Here is a 17,440-nt window from a genome sequence, read left to right as displayed (position 1 = left end):
CCCCCACAATCGGGGGGCAACGGGGAGACGAGAGGGGGTGTCGAGCGAACGCCGCGGGCGGCACCTCATCCGGCAGGCCTGCGGTCAGCGGGCGGCTGACCGGTACGACCGGCACCGGGCCCGGCTACTCCAGCCCGACCAGCAGGCCCAGCAGTTGCGCCCGGCGCACCACATGCTTGCGGGTGCCGGCATCGAGCTTGCCGAACAGGTTCTTGAGATGCCACTTGACCGTCTCTTCGCCGACCTCCATGGCCTGGGCGATTTCCTTGTTCGACAAATTGCGCGCCAGATGCTCGAGCACCTCGCGCTCCTTGGGCGTCAGCACCATGCTCGGCACTGCGCGCGGCGCACCTGCCGCGCGCTCGGGCAAAGGACGTGCAGTACGCGCGATCTGGATCCTGTGCCCCGCTCCGTCTTCCTCGGCCGTGCGGCGCACCCAATCGGCGAGGGCCGGGTGGGCATCGACGAAGGTTCTCGACAGACTGAAGGTCAGCGCCAGGTTCATGGCTTCGAGCAGCAGCGGCTTGCCGTTGCGGCCCGCGCGCTCCAGCGCCAGCGCGCGCAAGGCCATGATCTCGATCCGCGAACGCCCCAGCTTGGCCGATTCGACCAGGGGGAGCGCATTCGCCAGCGCCTCCGCCGCGGCAGACCAGTCCTGGGCCGCGATCAAGGTGTTGGCATGCGCCAGGCGCCGCGGCACTTCCAGCGAGGCACGCCATATCGGCCCTTCGGAAACGTCATGCCCGGCGACGATGTCATCGATGCGCTGCACCAGGGCCCGGCAGGTTTCGGAGCGAAAGCGCCCGGCATGCATCCGTATCTGCTCCCCCAGGCTCGCCACGCACAGCCGGGGCAGGTTGCGCGCCACGCCGACGGCATACAGCACTTCCAGCAGATCGAGCGCGCGATGCTCCACCCCCTTGGCGGCGGCGATTCTGGCCGCGGTTCGATAGCCGAGCAGCACCGTTTCCGGTATCCCCACCCGCTCCAGCACGTCGAGACGATTGGCGAGCAACTCCGCCGCCTCGTCGATACGGTCGCGCTCATAGACCGCCGCCGCCAGGAGGGCGGCAGTCATGCAGGAAAAGGGGGCGCGCCGGCCCAGTTCGGCATCCGCGCTGCCGAGCGCCGGCTGCAGCATCTCTTCGCCGAGCACCCCCTGGCCCTCCCACAGGTAGCTGAGGCCGGTGATGAAGCTTCCCCAGCGCACACCGTAGCTGTAGCGCTTGCCGAAGTCGCCATGGGGAACGGTCTGCAGATAACGCCGGGCCCGCGCCGGATCGCCGGCCAGAATCGCCATCGCCGCCTGCCGGTTGGCATGCATCTGGAGAAGCCGTGGATCCTGGCCCGGCGGGGGCGCCCCCATCCAGGGCTGGAACAAGGCCAGGCAGCGATCGGGCTGATCGGCGTAGTACGCCGCGCCGCTGGCGATCAGCGCGCATTCATAGCGCAGCGAGGGGTCGGCATCCTGGTCTTCCAGGATGTCGCGCACCAGGGACTCGGCCTCAGCATGCCGCTCGCTGAGCGCCAGCGCCCAGGCAGCCGCCAGGCGCAATCTGGGGCGCTCCAGCAATTGCGCCTCCGGCAGCAGGTCGAGCCAGCGCAGCACCGATTCCTGGTGTCCCTGTGTCACCGCCTCGTACAGGCATTGCTCGGCCAGATCGTAGGCGATTTCGTGCTGGCCGGCCTCATGGGCGTGGCGCGCGGCCTCGTGGATCATCCCGTGCTCGGCGAGCCAGTGCATGGCACGCCGATGGAGTTCCAGACGCTCATCGGCAGGCAAATTCACCAGCCGGCCGCGCAGGGCATCGCGCACCAGGTTGTGCAGGCGGCCCCATTCGCTGCCGTCGCTCACGACGAACACCGGCGTCTCACGCACCAGGCGCACGAGGATGTCCCTGGCTGTCTCCAGGCCCGTCAAGGCGCGGCAGAGATCGGGATGGACCAGATCGACGCAGGAAATGCGGACCAGGAAATCGACATCTTTCGCGGCAAGATTAGCCAGCAGGCCGCCAACGAAACCTTCGCCATTGCCGCCATTTTTGCCGGCCATCGAGGTCATCGCGACATGCAGATCGCCTCCCTTCTCCACGGCGGCGAGCATGATCTGCAGGCCGAGCGGCCACCCTTCGGTCTGTTCGTGCAGGCGCGCCGCGCTGTCGGCGTCGATCTTCTCGCCGCAGCGCTCGCGCACCAGGGCCATCGTCTCGTCCAGGCGGAAGCGCAAATCATCCGCACCCAACGACAGGGCCTGCCCGTAATCCACCAGATCCGCAATGGTCGCATCCACTCCGCCACGGGCACCCACCACCACGTGCAGATTGGGCGGCGTGTTGTGCATCAAATACGATAGCGCGGCAAAGTTTCCCGGCGCCAGGCGTTCAGCCTCGTCGACAACCAGCACCATGTCCAGCGACGTTTGGGCGACCTCCGCCAGCCAGGCCGTGATCCCCTCGAACTCTCCCGGCTTGGTCCCCTGCGTTTCCAGCAGCAGCCGCCCGAATGCCGGGCGCACGCAGCCCGAGCGAACCGCCATCACCAGGCAGTGCAGGAAGCGCTGCAGGTCATCCCCGGCATCGGCCGTGACCCAGGCCACCGCCGCCCCCCGGGCCAGGTACTCGCGCCGCCACTGGCCCAGCAGGGAGGTCTTGCCGAATCCGGGAGGCGCCTGCACGACGATCACCGAGCGCTCGCGAAACTGCTCATCGGCCAGGCTCAGGCGCGAGCGCACCAGTTGATGCCGAGGCGCCCGCGGCGGCATCGTCTTGAGCACCAGCTCCGAGTAGGTCGTCGCGCTATCGATGTTTAATAAAGTCATCAGCTGAAGCCCCAGAGAATCGCAACGAATGCCCCCCTTCATTGGCAGGGCACCTCGTCAGCCCAGGCATGCCATGGGTTGTACGATAAATCAAAACCCCCCGCTGCGAGCAGCTCCACCCCCCCTTTTTAGAGGGGGTGCTCCGCGACCATCATTCACCTACGATCTATCCACGGCCCATAGCCATGGATGAAAGCGTCAGATGAATTTCGTGGAAACATGCTCGCTGCAGGAAATAACGCCAGGCACGTCGCGTCCGATACGCATCGGCACCACGGATATTGCCCTTTTCAACGTGGAAGGGACGATTTACGCCCTGGAAAACTCCTGCCCGCATGCTGGCGCCGCCTTGAGCAATGGAAATCTGTGCGGCAAGGTGGTTACCTGCCGGTCGCACGGCTGGCGCTTCGATGTCACCAACGGCCAGTTGCTGGTCGCCCCGCAAATCGCGGCCAAAACCTTTCCCGTCATGATTACCGACGGCAAAGTCATGGTGCAGCTTGAAGCATGAATATCTTCCTTACAGCCAATTGACCGAGGAGTCGCCATGTATCGCCACCTGCTGGTCCCCATCGACAACACCGACCTGTCGATAGTCACGATTGGGCGTGCCGTCGAGTTCGCACGCGCCCTGGGTGCGCGCATCACCTTTTTCCACGCGGCATCGGACCCCTCCTCGTCCTTGCGCGGCGAGGCCGAAATCGTGCGCCTGACCTCGCCCGAGGACTATGCCTACAACTTCGAAGGGCGGGCCCGCGAACTGCTGACCAAGGCCGAATCCGCCGCCCGCGCCCAAGGCGTTCCCTGCGCCTCGGCAACCATCATCAGCGATTCGCCCTACACGGCCATCATCAAGGCGGCCCGCTCGGAAGGGTGCGACCTGATCTTCATGGCCTCGCATGGCCGGCGCACCACCCTGGGCATGATGCTCGGGTCGCAAACGCTGAAGGTCCTGATCAATTCCGAGATTCCGGTCCTGGTTTCGGCCATGGCCGCCCCCCCGGCTCCGGCACAGGCCATCGCCACCATCCGCGACGAGCACCGCTCCCTGGCCGCGGTCCTGCACGCCTGGCTGCACATCCTGAAGCCCGCGGCGGACGGCGCCGCGGCTCCCGACCCGGTACTGATGCAAGCCATGGTGCATTACATCCGGGAATTCCCGGTGGCCCTGCATCACCCCAAGGAAGAGGAATATCTTTTCCGCAAACTGCGCGAAAGGACCTCCGCGCTCAATCCCGAACTGGATGAACTGGAACGCCAGCATATCCGGGACGAACAGATGGTCCGCGACCTGACCGCCATCGTCCAGCAGTATGCGGATGGCGATAAATCCGCCCAGGATCTCGAAAAAGCGGTTTCCGCCTACGCCAAATTCATATGGGAACACATGGGCCGCGAAGAAGGCGTGATTCTTCCAGAGGCGCAGCATTATCTCACCGAGGCCGATTGGGACGAAATCAACGCGGCATTTTCACAAAACCGCGACCCCCGATTTGGCGGGGAAACCGATGCCGAATTCAAGCATTTATTCTCGCGCATCGTGAATCTGGCGAAAACCGATCGTTAAACAAGAACTGAAGCAAAGGGGATCAAATGGAACAGGCAATTCGTTTCTACAAGACCGGCGCACCGGAAGTCCTGACCCTGGAGAATGCGAACGTCGGCGAACCCGGCCCGGGCGAGGTCCGCCTGCGCCATGTGGCAGTTGGCCTGAACTTCGCGGACACCTACTTCCGCAACGGCACCTACCCGATTCCCCTGCCGGCCGGCATGGGCGTGGAAGCCGCGGGCGTGGTCGAGGCCGTCGGCGAAGGCGTAACCAACGTGACGGTGGGCGACAAGGTGACCTACACCGGCTTCATCAACACCCTGGGCGCCTACAGCACCGCGCGCATCATCGCCGCGGCCCCGCTGATCAAGCTGCCGGAAGGCATCGCCTGCGAAACGGCCGCCGCGATGACCATGCGCGGCCTGACCTCGGCCTACCTGATGCGCCGCATCTACGACTTCAAGGCGGGCGACACGCTGCTGCTGCATGCCGCCGCCGGCGGCGTCGGCCTGATCGTGTCGCAGTGGGCCAGGCTGCTCGGCATTCGCGTCATCGGCACGGTGTCCACGGAGGAGAAGGCCGCCATCGCCCGCGCCCACGGCTGCGATGAAACCATCAACTACAGCCATGAAGACGTGGCCAAGCGTGCCCGCGAACTGACCGGCGGCGTCGGGGTAAACGTGGTCTTCGACAGCGTCGGCCGCAGCACTTTCAACGCCTCGCTGGATTCGCTCAAGCGCCGCGGCCTGATGGTCTGCGTCGGCACCGCCTCCGGCACCATCCCGCCGTTCGACCCGCAGCTGCTGGCCATGAAAGGCTCGCTCTACCTGACGCGCCCCGCGCTTGCCGACTACATCGCCGACCCGGCGGAAAAGGCGGCGCTGGCGGGCGAGATCTTCGGTCACGTGGCCGCCGGCCGCATCAAGATCGAAATCAACCAACGTTATGCGCTGCGGGACGCAGTGCAGGCGCACCACGATCTGGAAGCCCGCAAGACGACCGGGTCATCGATTTTCGTCATATGAGGAGGCAGCACCAATGAAAGTGGAACAACTGACCTGCGCCGTCGGCGCGGAACTTCTCGACGTCAACCTCGGCGATGCCGTGCGCGACGACGGGCTGTTCAAGGAGATCTACGCCGCACTGCTCAAGCACCGGGTACTTTTTCTGCGTGACCAGACGCTGGACAAGCTGTCGCGCGTGGACCACATGGCCTTCGCCCAGAAGCTCGGCAAGCTCGAAGACCATCCGATGGCGCCGAGCCACCCGGAGGCGCCGGGCCTGGTCCAGATCTACAAGAACCCGGACAGCCCGATAGACCGTTACGAGAATGCCTGGCACGCCGACGGCACCTGGCGCGAAACGCCCGCCCTGGGCTGCGTGCTGCGCTGCATCGAGTGCCCGCCGGTGGGCGGCGACACGATGTGGGCGAACATGGTCCTGGCCTATGAAAAGCTGCCGGAATACATCAAGCAGGAGATCTCCGGCCTGATCGCCAACCACAGCTTCAATTCCTCCTTCGCCGCCGCCATGCCGCAGGAAAAGCGCCTGGCCATGAAGGCGCAGTACCCGGACGCCGAGCATCCCGTCGTCCGCACCCACCCCGAAACCGGCGAGAAGGTCCTGTTCGTGAATGCTTTCACGACCCATTTCGTGAATTACCACACCAAGGATCGCGTCCGCTACGGCCAGGACTACAACAAGAACGGCAGCGATCTGATGCAGTACCTGATCAGCCAGGCCTACAACCCCGAATACCAGGTGCGCTGGCGCTGGAAGCCCTACAGCGTCGCGATTTGGGACAACCGTTCCACCCAGCACTACGCGGTCATGGATTACCCGCCGTGCCACCGCAAGATGGAGCGCGCCGCCATCGTCGGCGACAAGCCCTTCTAGCCATCGAGATGGGTTGGCCTTGCACGGCCGACCCGAGAGCACACAGCCCCAAACCCGCCCAATACCCTTCAAGGAGTAACACATGAACTTCATCGACGGTTCCCTGCACGTTGAAAACATGCAAGACCTGGTCATCACCTGCGCCCCGTACGGCCCCGAGTGGATGCCCTCCGACTTCCCGGAGGACATTCCGGTTTCCATGGAAGCCCAGATCCAGAAAGCAGTCGATTGCTACAACGCCGGCGCCTCCGTACTGCACCTTCACGTGCGCGAAGAAAACGGCCATGGCTCCAAGCGCCTGTCCAAGTTCAACGAACTGCTGGCCGGCATCCGCGCCCGCTGCCCGGACATGATCCTGCAAGTGGGCGGCTCGATCTCCTTCGCCCCGGAAACGGAAGGCGAGACCGCGAAGTGGCTGTCCGACGACACCCGCCACATGCTGGCCGAACTGACCCCCAGGCCCGACCAGGTAACCATCGCCATCAACTCCAATCAGATGAACGTGGTCGAGCAGATGGTCCCGGCGGACGTTCGCGGCACCTCGCTCGACGTCGGCACCCCGGGCTACCATGCCTACCGCGAAATGACCATTCCGGCCGGGCCGGCCTGGGTCGAGGAACACATCAAGCGCCTGAGCGCCAACAAGATCCAGACCCACTTCCAGCTGGCCACCATCTCCCAGCTGGAAACCGTCGAACGCATGATGCGCCGCGGCGTGTGCAACGTGCCGCTGATCCTGACCTGGGTGGCCATCGGCGGCGGCTTCGACGCCCCGAACATCTACAACCTGGCGAACTTCGTGCGCGCCTGCCCCGACGGCTCCGTGCTGACCATGGAGACCTCGATGCTCAACACCCTGCCGCTGAACATGATGGGCATGGCCATGGGCCTGCACGTGCGCTGCGGCATCGAGGACAACATCTGGACCCAGGATCGTTCGCGCAAGATGAGCACGGTCGAGCAGATCGAGCAGCTGGTCCGCATCTCCCGCGAGCTCGGCCGCCCGATCGCCGACGGCAAGAAGGCCCGCGAGATCTACAAGATCGGCACCTTCTACGGCAGCGCCGACGAAACCCTGGCCAAGAACGGCTTCGCGCCGAACCGCAAGCCGGGCCAGAAGGGCTTCACGCAGTACGTGGCCTGAATAACGTAGTCAGACAGGTCGGGCCGCCACGCACGGTCCGGCCCGCATAAATGCCGGTCGGACGAGGTTTCTCCCCGCATGCGGCAATAAAAAAGGAGACAGCCTTGGCCGTTTACATAGCGACCTCGTCGAACGAGGATGCCGCGCCGACCGTTCCACGCGCCTATGCGTGGGTCGTTTTCGCACTGACCTTCGGGCTGCTCCTGTCGGACTACATGTCCCGACAGGTCCTGAACGCGGTCTTCCCGGTCCTCAAGGCCGAATGGAGCCTGACCGACACCCAGCTCGGCTCGCTGAGCAGCATCGTCGCGCTGCTCGTGGGCATACTCACCTTCCCGCTGTCCGTCGTCGCGGACCGCTGGGGCCGCGTGCGCAGCGTCACTCTGATGGCGGGCCTGTGGAGCCTGGCGACCCTTGGCTGCGCCCTGGCCGCCAGCTACAACCAGATGTTCGCGGCCCGCTTCTTCGTCGGCGTCGGCGAGGCGGCCTATGGCAGCGTGGGCATTGCACTGATCCTGAGCATTTTCCCCGCCCACATGCGTTCCACCCTGACCAGCGCCTTCATGGCCGGCGGTCCGGTGGGGTCCGTCGTCGGCATGGCCCTCGGCGGCATCGTCGCCGCCCATTTCGGCTGGCGCTGGTCGTTTGGCACCATGGCCGCGTTCGGCATGTTCCTGGTCGTCTTCTATGCCGTGATCGTCCGCGAGAGCAAGCTCCGCCCCGAGAGAAAGCCGGCGGCCGGCGCCGGCCCCACCGCGGCCGCCCAGCCCCTGAAGCTGCGCGCCATCTTCTCCGGGCTGTTCGCCTCGCGCTCGGTGGTTTCCGCCTATGTCGGCAGCGGCCTGCAGCTGTTCATCATGGCGGCGATGCTCGCCTGGCTGCCCAGCTTCCTGAACCGGTACTACGGCCTGCCCACCGACAAGGCCGGGGTTGCCGCGGCTGCCTTCATCCTGGTCGGCGCCATCGGCATGACCGTTTGCGGCATCGTCACCGACCGCATCAGCCGCTCCGCCCCGTCGAGAAAGTGGAACGTGGCCATCGTCTACTCGCTGCTGTCGGCAGGCTTCCTGCTGGCCGGCTTCATGATGCCCACGGGCACCGGACAGCTGGTCATGCTCGCCCTCGGCATGGCGATGGTCGCCGGCACCACCGGACCGGCCGGCGCCATGGTCGCGAATCTGACGCACCCGTCGATCCACGCCACGGCCTTCGCCACGCTGACCCTGGCGAACAATCTGCTCGGCCTCGCCCCCGGCCCCTTCGTCACCGGCCTGATCGCCGACCGGGTCGGCCTGATGGGCGCCATGCAACTGGTGCCGCTGATCGCCCTGGCCGCCACCGCCGCCTTCATCTTCGGCAAGCGCCATTACGCCGACGACCTGCGGCATATCCGCGGCCTGTCGACCTGAATCTCAACTCCCCCCAAAAACTACATGAGCCAATCCCCGACCATCCTCATCGTTCCCGGCCTGCGCGACCATGTCGAAGAACATTGGCAGACCATTCTGGAGCGCAAGCTGCCCAAGGCGTGCTCGGTCGCTCCGCTCGAGCACGACAAGCTCAGCTGCGCCGCCCGCGTCGAGGCCTTGCAGCAGACCATCGCCAAAATCGAGGGCCCGGTGATCATCGTCGCGCACAGTGCCGGGGTGATGATCACCGTGCATTGGGCGCAGAAATACCAGCGTCCGGTCCAGGGCGCCGTGCTCGCGGCGCCAGCCGATCTGGAGACCCCTCTTCCGGCCGGCTATCCGGCCCTGGACACGCTGCGCGACAACGGCTGGCTGCCCATCCCGCGCAGCCGCCTGCCTTTCCCGAGCATCGTCGCGGCCAGCACCAATGACCCGCTGTCCACTTACGAGCGCGCCAGCCAATACGCCAGCGATTGGGGCAGCGAGCTGGTCGACGCCGGCGCCGTGGGCCACATCAACCCGGCATCCGGCTTCGGCGCATGGCCGCTGGCGGAAGAACTGATCCGCCGCCTCGGCTGATGACGTTTCGAGGCCCGGCGAGAGCTGCGCCGCCGCCGGCAGCACTGGTCCTGCTGCTGGCCGTCATGGGGCTGCTGAACTCCCTGTGCTCGGACATGTGGATTCCCGCCTTGCCGGCGCTGCAGGCGGGCATGGGCGTGAACGGCTGGCAGGCGCAGCAGACGATTTCGCTGTTCTTCATCGCCAGCGCCTTCATGTCCCTCTGGTGCGGCGCCATCGCCGACGCCCATGGGCGCCGGCGGACGATTCTGGCGGCGATCTTCATCCTTGCCCTGTCGGCCGGCGCAAGCGCGCTCGCCACCAGCATCGAGGCCCTGTGGGCGCTGCGCATCGCCCAGGGGCTGGCGGCCAGCGCGGGCATGGTGATCAGCCGGGCCATCCTGCTCGATCTGTACCACGGCGCCGAGGCGCAGCACCTGCTGGGCCGCATCACGCTGCTCCAGATCGCCAGCCTGATCGCGACCCCGGTGCTCGGCGCCTGGCTGGCCACGCATCTCGGCTGGCGCTCGGTATTCATAGCCCTTGGCGTGGTTGCCGCGGCCATGCTCCTGGTCTACTGGCGCTGGCTGCCGGAAACCCTGCCCGCCGAACGGCGCCAGAGTCTGAGCCCCGGCGCGCTCGTCGGCAGCTACCTGCTCGCCCTGCGCACGCCCCGCTTCGTGCGCCTGTCGATCGCCCATGTCGCCAACTGGACGAGCATGGCCATCTACGTCGTGTCGGCACCGGCCATCGTCATCCACCTGCTCGGCAGGCAGGCGACCGACATCTACCTGATCTACGCCCCGATCACCCTCGGCCTGAGCGGCGGCTTTCTGGCTTTGCCGAAACTGCTGCGCAGCTTCGGCGGCACCCGGCTGCTGGCCATGGCCTACGGCATCCTGGGCGCGTCCATCGTCCTGAACTTGGCCATTGCCGGACTGCTGCCCGCCGGCGGGGTCAGCGTCCTGCCCCTTTTCATCTATTCGTTCGGCCTGGCCGTCGCCCTGCCCATACTGGTCAGCGAGGCCATCGAGCCGCTGCGGCAGAACGCGGGGGTCGCCAGTTCGCTCCAGACCTTCCTGCAGTTCGCCATGATCGCGCTGGCCTCCAGCGCCATCGCGCCCTGGCTGTGGGATTCGCTGTTTGCGCTGGCCCTCGGCACCGGGGCACTCACGCTCATCGGCGGGGTGGCGGTGCTGCTGGACCGCAACGCCCGGCGCCAGCCGCCCGCTACGCCACTTCCCATCGCTTCGCGCCACCCGAAATCACCATGAACCCCGGCTTGACCATTGACGTTTATTTCGACCTGATCTGCCCCTGGTGCCTGGTTGGCAAACGGCACCTGGCCAATGCCCTGCAACAACTGCGGGCCAGCCGGCCCGATCTGCAGCCCCGGGTGCACTGGCACTCGTTCCCGCTGCTGCCGGACACACCGCTCGACGGGCTGCCCTATCAGGAGTTCTACGAGCGCCGCCTAGGCGGAGCACAGGCCGTCGCCGCCCGGCGTGCGCAGGTCCGGGAAGCCGGGCGTTCTGCCGGCGTGGAATTCGCCTTTGAAAAAATCACCGTCATGCCGAACACCCTGGCCGCGCACCGGCTGGTCAACCGCGTCGCCCAGGCCAGCGACGATGCCCTGACGGAGCGCCTGATCGACAGGCTGTTCCAGGGCTATTTCATGGACGACCGGGATATCGGGGATAAGGCCGTGCTCATCGCGATTGCCGAAGAATGCGGTGCTGCGTTCGATGCCCGTCAGCTGTCCCAGGCCCTCGGGCAGGGTCGTCCACTCCCCTCAAACCACCACGTATCCGGCGTTCCCTACTATGTCTTCAACCATCGCCTGGCCCTGTCCGGCGCGCATCCTCCAGATGTGCTGCTGAGGGCGATGCTGCATTCGCTGGAATGAAACAACCCCCTGTGGCGCTGCGCGCTTTCCCCCTTCTCTGGCATCGCTGCGCGATGCGGGAAGGGGGACGCCACCCATGCGGCGGGGCGGCCCTTGCACGGTGGCCCTCGCTTGGGGTGCGCCAGTTTCATGCGATGCGGGTAGTGCGCAACGCTGTGGGAAATTGAATTCACAGACAAAAAAAAGAGGGGAACGTCCCCTCCAAGGCGAGAGCTGCGAAGAGAGAGTTTCGCAGCGTCCGCAGAGTGACCCCTGCCAGCACCCTTGCGAGTGCCGGCACCATCACCACCTCAATCGAACAATTCGGTGCCGATGCCCTCGATGGCGGCATCCCCGGCCATCACCGTTGCCGCCCAGGCTTCGACCTGGGGCAGGATCTGGTCGGCATAGAAGCCGGCCGTGGCGATCTTGTTCCGGTAGAACTGCACATCCCCCTGCCCCTGCTCCTGCAGGCGGGCCGCCGCGGCCAGGGCCGCCTTGCCCATCATCCAGGCACCGCAGACGCTCGTGGCCATGTGCAGATAGGGCACGGCCGCGGTCAGCACGCCGGAGATGCCGCTCTTGGCGTTCGCCAGCAGCCATTCGGTGCTCTCGATCCAGGCCGGCAGCGCGGTGCCCAGACGCTGGCCCATGGCCTGCAGTTCCGGGCGTTCCGATTCCGACAGCGCCCGCACCGTGGCCGCCACTTCGCCAAACACCACCTGGGCGGTGGCACCCTGGTCGCGCGCCAGCTTGCGCAAGATCAGGTCGTTGGCCTGGATGCAGGTGGTGCCCTCGTAGATGGTGGTGATGCGCGCGTCGCGCCAGTGCTGCGCGGCGCCGGTTTCCTCGATGAAGCCCATGCCGCCATGCACCTGGATGCCCAGGGAGGTGACGTCTATGCCCATCTCGGTGCTGCCGCCCTTGACGATGGGGATCATGAATTCCGCCAGGAACAGGTCACGCTGCTTCTGCCCGGCATCCGCCCCGGCGTGCGCCCGGTCCAGCAGGCCGGCCGTGTAATAGGCCACGGCGCGGCAGGCTTCGACGCGCGACTTCATCAGCATCAGCATGCGGCGCACGTCCGGGTGGCGGTCGATGGTGACCAGCGCCTCGCCGGTCACCGCATCGCGGCCCTGCTTGCGCTCGCGGGCATACGCCAGCGCCTGCTGGTAGGCGCGCTCGGCGAGGGCGATGCCCTGCAGGCCGACGCCGAGGCGGGCCTCGTTCATCATGATGAACATGTATTCGAGGCCGCGATTGGCTTCGCCCAGCAGATAGCCCACCGCGCCGCCGTTGTCGCCGAAGGCCAGCACGCAGGTCGGGCTGGCGTGGATGCCCAGCTTGTGCTCGATGGAGACGCAGTGGGCATCGTTGCGCGCGCCGAGCGAACCGTCGGCATTCACGAGGAACTTGGGCACCAGGAACAGCGAGATGCCGCGCACGCCGGCCGGCGCGTCGGGCAGGCGGGCGAGCACGAGGTGGACGATGTTGTCCGTCATGTCGTGGTCGCCGTAGGTGATGAAGATTTTCTGGCCGAAGACGCGATAGCTGCCGTCGGCCTGCGGCTCGGCGCGCGAGCGGATCAGGGCCAGGTCGGAGCCGGCATTCGGCTCCGTCAGGTTCATGGTGCCGGTCCATGCGCCGGTGATCATCTTTTCCAGATACACCGCCTTCAGCTCGTCGCTGGCGCAGGTCAGCAAGGCCGCGACGGCGCCGCCGGTGAGCATGGAGCACAGCGAGAACGACAGGTTGGCCGAGGCCGCCATTTCCTTCACGGCGATGCCGAAGGTTTCCGGCAGCCCCTGGCCGCCGAATGCGGCCGGCGAACCCAGGCCATTCCAGCCCCCGTCGCAGAACGCCTTGTAGGCCTCCTTCCAGCCTGCCGGGGTCACGACGCCGTTCGCTTCCAGCTTGCAACCCTCGGTATCGCCGAGGCGATTCAGGGGCGCGAGAACCTCGCCGGTGAACCGGGCTGCCTCCTCGAGGATGGCATCGGCCATGTCGGGCGTGGCTTCCTCGAAGCCCGGCAGGCTGCTGATCTCGGCCAGTCCCACGATTTCGTCCATGACGAAACGCATGTCCTTGACGGGTGCCTTGTAGTCGCTCATGTTGTTCCTTTGGGTGGCCGGTGTTCAGGCCGCCAGCTCTTCGCGGATGGCCTTCTTGTTGATCTTGCCGACGCTGGTGCGCGCCAGCGCCTGCACGAAGCGCACCTGCTCGGGGATCGCATAGCGCGAGATATGCCCGTCGTCGGCGAACTTCTTGACGATGCCCTTGATGTCATCCGGCGTGGCCTCCCGGCCGTCCTTGAGGACGACCAGCGCCATCGGGCGCTCACCCTGTTGATTCATTTCCAAATCTGGGCCATTTCGGGACGCGTTCACGTTGAAATCTGAGCCACGTTGCCGCTCTATCGTGCTGAATTTTTCAGCACGGGGGAGCAGGAGTGATCAACGTGAGCACATTGAGCAAGTTGCGCCGCCTCGTGCTGAGGCAGGACGTGTCGGTGCGCGAGGCCAGCCGCAGGCTGGGCATCTCGCGCAATACAGCCACCAAGTGGCTCAAAGACGGGCAGATGGCCGAACCCCGATACCCGCAGCGGGTGTCAGGCCCCAGCATCCTGGAACCGTACAAGGAACAGTTGGGCCAATGGCTCAAGGCCGATAGCCATCGCAGCAAACGCGATCGGCGCGGGATCAAGGCGATGTTTGAAGCGCTGCGGGCGCAGGGCTACAGCGGCAGTTGGGGGCCGGTGTACGCCTTTGCCCAGCGCTGGCAGCAAGAGCAAGGCAACGCGTCACGCGGCGCGGGGTTCGTGCCGCTGAGCTTCGAGTTGGGCGAGGCATTCCAGTTCGACTGGAGCTGCGAGTACCTCTTCATCGGCGGTCTGCGCCGCCGCCTGGAGGTGGCACACACCAAGCTGGCGGCCAGTCGCGCCTTCTGTCTGGTGGCCTACTACAGCCAGGCGCACGAGATGCTGTTCGATGCCCACGCACGGGCGTTCGCCCTCTTCGGTGGCGTGCCCCGCCGGGGCATCTACGACAACATGAAGACCGCGGTCGACAAGGTCGGCCAGGGCAAGCAGCGCAGCGTCAATGCGCGTTTCGAGGCCATGACCGGGCACTACCTGTTCGAGCCGGAGTTCTGTAACCGGGCCGCCGGCTGGGAGAAGGGCGTCGTCGAGAAGAACGTCCAGGACCGGCGCAAGGACATCTGGCGTGAGGCCAGTGAGCGGCGCTGGGGATCGCTTGACGAGATCAACGACTGGCTGGAGCAAGCCTGTGTGAAGGCCTGGGGCGAGATGAGTCACCCAGAGTGGGGGCACCTCACGGTGGCCGACGTCTGGCAGGACGAACGTGCACGCCTCATGCCCAACCCCCGGGCGTTTGATGGCTATGTGGAGCAGCCGGTGCGGGTCTCTGCCACTTCGTTGATCCACTTCCAGCGCAACCGCTACAGCGTGCCATGCGAGTGGATCCACGCGGTGGTCAGTCTGCGGGCCTACGCAGATGGCCTGCTGGTGGTCGGTCCCGATGGGCGACAGGTGCGCCTGCAGCGCAGCTTCGAGCGGGACCAGACGCTCTACGACTGGATGCACTACATCGCGCTGATCGAGCGCAAGCCCGGCGCGCTGCGCAACGGCGCGCCCTTCAAGACCATGCCCGAACCCCTGCAGGAGTTGCAGCGCCAGTTGCTGCGCCACAGCGGTGGCGACAGGGTGATGGCGCAGGTGCTCATGGGCGTGAGCCTGCATGGGCTCGAAGCCGTGCTTGTGGCGGTGGAGCTGGCACTGCAGTCGGGGCGGGTGAGTGCCGAGCACGTGCTCAACGTGCTCTCGCGCTTGCAGGAGCAGCGCATGCCTGAGCCACCGGTGGCCACCATGCTCACGCTCAACACGCCGCCACTGGCCAACCTGCAGCGCTACGACGCGCTGCGCAACGCCCAGCCTCAAGAGGCCTCACCGGAGTCCGAGCATGCATGACCTCATGGATGCCTTCAAGGCTCTGGGCTTGCACGGCATGGCCAGTGCCTGGCCGGAGGTGCTGGGCACTGCACGCATGAAGTCGCTGGATCACGAGGCCGTGCTGCACCAGCTCATCAAGGCAGAGACCGCGCAGCGCGAGGTGCGCTCCATGGCTTACCAGATGCGCGTGGCGCGCTTCCCATCGCACCGCGATCTCGCCGGCTTTGACTTCGCCCACGCGCAGCTCGATGAGGCGCTGGTGCGCCAATTGCACACCCTTCGCTTCGTGGAGTCGGCGCACAACGTGGTGCTGGTTGGTGGCCCCGGCACAGGCAAGACCCACCTGGCCACCAGCCTGGGGATCGAGGCGATCCGCATGCATGGCAAGCGGGTGCGCTTCTTCTCCACGGTGGAACTGGTCAACGCCCTGGAGCTGGAGAAGGCGCAGAGCAAGGCCGGGCAGTTGGCACACCGGCTGATGTACGTCGATCTGGTGATCCTGGATGAACTGGGCTATCTGCCGTTCACGCAGTCGGGCGGCGCCATGCTGTTCCACCTGCTCTCCAAGCTGTACGAGCGAACGAGCGTGGTGATCACCGTAAGCGCACGGCAAACCCATGTTGACCGCCGCTGGCGGCCATGGCTGATGATCAGATATCGATGGGTTGCCAGCGATGCGGCAGCAGTTCTTCAATCCGGCTGGCCTTGTGCGTGGGCAGCCGGGTCAGCACATCCTTGAGATAGGCATATGGGTCGTGCCCGTTCATGCGCGCTGACTGGATCAGGCTCATCACGGCGGCCGCCCGCTGGCCCGCGCGCAAGCTGCCGGCGAACAACCAGTTCGAGCGCCCCAGGGCCACAGGCCTGATCTGGTTTTCGATCCAATTGTTGTCCGGCGGCAGCTGCGGGTCATCGACGAAGCGCGTGAGCGCTGCCCAGCGCTTGAGGCTGTAGTCCAGCGCCTTGGCCGTCGCCGAGTTGCCCGCCACCTGCTGGCGTTGCAGCACCATCCACTGGTGCAACGCGTCCAGAATGGGCCGACTGTGCTGCTGGCGCACCTGCAACCGCTCTGGTGCCGCCAGGGGCTGAACTTGCCGTTCGATCTCATAGACCCGGGCGAACTGCATCAGGGCCAATTCGGCGATCTGGCTCTTGCCCGCTGCGTGCAGGTCGAAGAACTTGCGCCGGGCGTGTGCCAGGCAACCGGCTTCGGTCACGCCCTGGCTAAAGCTGGCCTTGTAGCCGGCATAGTCGTCACAGATCAGGCTGCCGCGCCAGTCCCCCAGAAAGGCGCGGGCGTGTTCTCCGGCGCGGGACTCGCAGAAGTCATAGACCACGGCCCGCGTGGCTTCAAACGCTCCCGGGGCATAGGCCCACAGGTAGGCCCGGTGCGTTTTACCGCTGCCCGGCTTGAGCATGGCCACCGGGGTCTCATCACCGTGCAACACCCGGTGGCCGAGCACCTCGGCCTTCAGGGCATCGACCAGCGGTTGCAGCCGCGCACCGCAGGTGCCTACCCACTGCGCCAGGGTGGATCTTGGAATCGCCAGGCCGGCGCGACCAAAGATGTTCTCCTGCCGGTACAAGGGCTGGTGATCCTGGTACTTGGCCACCAGCACTTGGGCCAGCAGGCCGGCAGTCGGGATGCCTTTATCGATCACATGGGCCTCGACCGGCGCCTGGGTGATAGTTTCGCACTGGGTGCACGCCCACTTGCCACGGATGTAGCGCTCCACGGTAAACACGCCGGGCACGTAGTCCAGCTTCTCGGCCACGTCTTCGCCGATGCGCTGCATCCGGCAGCCACAGGCGCAGGTGGTCGACTCAGGCTCGTGGCGGATTTCGCGGCGCGGCAGGTGGGCCGGCAGCGGCTGGCGTTTGGGCTGTTGCTTGGCTTCGGGCGCAGCCGCAGGCGGCTGGAGTTGCTCAATCTCGACAGCGACCGCCGCCAGGTCGGCATCGATCTCGTCTTCCAGCAGGCTCTTCTGATCGGCGCTGTGCCGCTCGGATTGGGCGGCGAACTTCAGCCGCTTGAGCAGCGCGCACTCATAGGTGAGCTTCTCGTTGAGCGCGCGCTGGTGACGCAGTTCGGCCAGCAGGCGCTGGGTCACTTCGCGCAGTTGCTCTGCGTCCAGTTCGCTCAGGGCTTGCTCGTCGATCACCATGGCTGGCAGTGTGCCCGCTCACCCTGGGTCCAGCCATTGACGCATCTCC

Annotated in this window: 14 protein-coding genes and 1 pseudogene; 11 read left to right on the top strand and 4 right to left on the bottom strand. The window is 66.0% G+C overall.

What is annotated here, in order from left to right; translation table 11 throughout:
• Window positions 1-124 precede the first annotated feature (124 nt).
• Window positions 125-2,860 carry a helix-turn-helix transcriptional regulator gene (locus tag ALIDE2_RS19190; protein ID WP_013722937.1) on the bottom strand — a complete coding sequence of 912 codons (2,736 nt, stop codon included), beginning with the start codon at window positions 2,858-2,860 and terminating at the stop codon, window positions 125-127.
• 160 nt (window positions 2,861-3,020) lie between these two features.
• Between ALIDE2_RS19190 and ALIDE2_RS19185 the strand changes: the two genes are divergently transcribed.
• From ALIDE2_RS19185 to ALIDE2_RS19145, 9 genes are all read left to right on the top strand, one after another.
• Window positions 3,021-3,329: a Rieske (2Fe-2S) protein gene (locus ALIDE2_RS19185; RefSeq protein ID WP_013722936.1), complete on the top strand. Its 309-nt coding sequence runs from the start codon at window positions 3,021-3,023 to the stop codon at window positions 3,327-3,329.
• Between the two features lie 36 nt (window positions 3,330-3,365).
• Window positions 3,366-4,385, top strand: a complete 1,020-nt coding sequence (locus ALIDE2_RS19180; RefSeq protein WP_013722935.1) for a universal stress protein — start codon at window positions 3,366-3,368, stop codon at window positions 4,383-4,385.
• 26 nt (window positions 4,386-4,411) lie between these two features.
• The gene (locus ALIDE2_RS19175; RefSeq protein WP_013722934.1) at window positions 4,412-5,392 is read left to right on the top strand and encodes a quinone oxidoreductase family protein; all 981 of its coding nucleotides are present in this window, start codon (window positions 4,412-4,414) and stop codon (window positions 5,390-5,392) included.
• A 13-nt stretch (window positions 5,393-5,405) separates the two neighbouring features.
• Window positions 5,406-6,263 carry a TauD/TfdA dioxygenase family protein gene (locus ALIDE2_RS19170; protein WP_013722933.1) on the top strand — a complete coding sequence of 286 codons (858 nt, stop codon included), beginning with the start codon at window positions 5,406-5,408 and terminating at the stop codon, window positions 6,261-6,263.
• A gap of 82 nt (window positions 6,264-6,345) precedes the next feature.
• Complete coding sequence (locus ALIDE2_RS19165; RefSeq protein WP_013722932.1) at window positions 6,346-7,407, top strand: beta-keto acid cleavage family enzyme; 1,062 nt, start codon at window positions 6,346-6,348, stop codon at window positions 7,405-7,407.
• Between the two features lie 104 nt (window positions 7,408-7,511).
• Entirely contained in the window at window positions 7,512-8,816 is a 1,305-nt protein-coding gene (locus ALIDE2_RS19160) for an MFS transporter (protein ID WP_013722931.1), read from the top strand.
• A gap of 24 nt (window positions 8,817-8,840) precedes the next feature.
• Complete coding sequence (locus tag ALIDE2_RS19155; RefSeq protein ID WP_013722930.1) at window positions 8,841-9,395, top strand: RBBP9/YdeN family alpha/beta hydrolase; 555 nt, start codon at window positions 8,841-8,843, stop codon at window positions 9,393-9,395.
• Entirely contained in the window at window positions 9,395-10,648 is a 1,254-nt protein-coding gene (locus tag ALIDE2_RS19150; RefSeq protein WP_013722929.1) for an MFS transporter, read from the top strand. Before ALIDE2_RS19155 ends, ALIDE2_RS19150 begins: the two co-directional genes overlap by 1 nt.
• An 8-nt stretch (window positions 10,649-10,656) precedes the next feature.
• The gene (locus ALIDE2_RS19145; protein ID WP_158307697.1) at window positions 10,657-11,280 is read left to right on the top strand and encodes a DsbA family oxidoreductase; all 624 of its coding nucleotides are present in this window, start codon (window positions 10,657-10,659) and stop codon (window positions 11,278-11,280) included.
• Between the two features lie 290 nt (window positions 11,281-11,570).
• Here ALIDE2_RS19145 and ALIDE2_RS19140 read toward each other — a convergent pair whose 3' ends face one another.
• Together ALIDE2_RS19140 and ALIDE2_RS19135 are read right to left on the bottom strand one after the other, a co-directional pair.
• A complete protein-coding gene (locus tag ALIDE2_RS19140) occupies window positions 11,571-13,370 on the bottom strand; it encodes an acyl-CoA dehydrogenase (protein ID WP_013722927.1) in 1,800 nt (599 codons plus the stop codon).
• A gap of 24 nt (window positions 13,371-13,394) precedes the next feature.
• The gene (locus ALIDE2_RS19135) at window positions 13,395-13,613 is read right to left on the bottom strand and encodes an AMP-binding enzyme (protein ID WP_081471101.1); all 219 of its coding nucleotides are present in this window, start codon (window positions 13,611-13,613) and stop codon (window positions 13,395-13,397) included.
• 104 nt (window positions 13,614-13,717) lie between these two features.
• Here ALIDE2_RS19135 and istA point away from each other — a divergent pair, with 104 nt between their 5' ends.
• Together istA and istB are read left to right on the top strand one after the other, a co-directional pair.
• Window positions 13,718-15,244, top strand: a complete 1,527-nt coding sequence (gene istA, locus ALIDE2_RS19130) for an IS21 family transposase (protein WP_013722479.1) — start codon at window positions 13,718-13,720, stop codon at window positions 15,242-15,244.
• Window positions 15,237-15,830: pseudogene (istB, locus tag ALIDE2_RS19125) on the top strand (IS21-like element helper ATPase IstB); the annotation flags it as partial. The gene istA and the pseudogene istB, both read left to right, overlap by 8 nt.
• Before the next feature lie 46 nt (window positions 15,831-15,876).
• Here the strand turns inward: istB and tnpC are convergent.
• Complete coding sequence (tnpC, locus tag ALIDE2_RS19120; RefSeq protein WP_013516299.1) at window positions 15,877-17,391, bottom strand: IS66 family transposase; 1,515 nt, start codon at window positions 17,389-17,391, stop codon at window positions 15,877-15,879.
• Between the last annotated feature and the right edge of the window lie 49 nt (window positions 17,392-17,440).

Source organism: Alicycliphilus denitrificans K601 (assembly GCF_000204645.1).
Taxonomy (GTDB): Bacteria; Pseudomonadota; Gammaproteobacteria; order Burkholderiales; family Burkholderiaceae_C; genus Alicycliphilus; species Alicycliphilus denitrificans.
The sequence above is the reverse complement of the archived record's forward strand: the minus strand, read 5'-3'. Positions and strand labels throughout refer to the sequence as shown.

Coding starts and splice junctions, on each gene's coding strand:
- ALIDE2_RS19190 (WP_013722937.1), bottom strand. CDS start 2,860: ATGAAGGGGGGCATTCGTTGCGATTCTCTGGGGCTTCAGCTGATGACT.
- ALIDE2_RS19185 (WP_013722936.1), top strand. CDS start 3,021: ATGAATTTCGTGGAAACATGCTCGCTGCAGGAAATAACGCCAGGCACG.
- ALIDE2_RS19180 (WP_013722935.1), top strand. CDS start 3,366: ATGTATCGCCACCTGCTGGTCCCCATCGACAACACCGACCTGTCGATA.
- ALIDE2_RS19175 (WP_013722934.1), top strand. CDS start 4,412: ATGGAACAGGCAATTCGTTTCTACAAGACCGGCGCACCGGAAGTCCTG.
- ALIDE2_RS19170 (WP_013722933.1), top strand. CDS start 5,406: ATGAAAGTGGAACAACTGACCTGCGCCGTCGGCGCGGAACTTCTCGAC.
- ALIDE2_RS19165 (WP_013722932.1), top strand. CDS start 6,346: ATGAACTTCATCGACGGTTCCCTGCACGTTGAAAACATGCAAGACCTG.
- ALIDE2_RS19155 (WP_013722930.1), top strand. CDS start 8,841: ATGAGCCAATCCCCGACCATCCTCATCGTTCCCGGCCTGCGCGACCAT.
- ALIDE2_RS19150 (WP_013722929.1), top strand. CDS start 9,395: ATGACGTTTCGAGGCCCGGCGAGAGCTGCGCCGCCGCCGGCAGCACTG.
- ALIDE2_RS19140 (WP_013722927.1), bottom strand. CDS start 13,370: ATGAGCGACTACAAGGCACCCGTCAAGGACATGCGTTTCGTCATGGAC.
- ALIDE2_RS19135 (WP_081471101.1), bottom strand. CDS start 13,613: ATGAATCAACAGGGTGAGCGCCCGATGGCGCTGGTCGTCCTCAAGGAC.
- tnpC (WP_013516299.1), bottom strand. CDS start 17,391: ATGGTGATCGACGAGCAAGCCCTGAGCGAACTGGACGCAGAGCAACTG.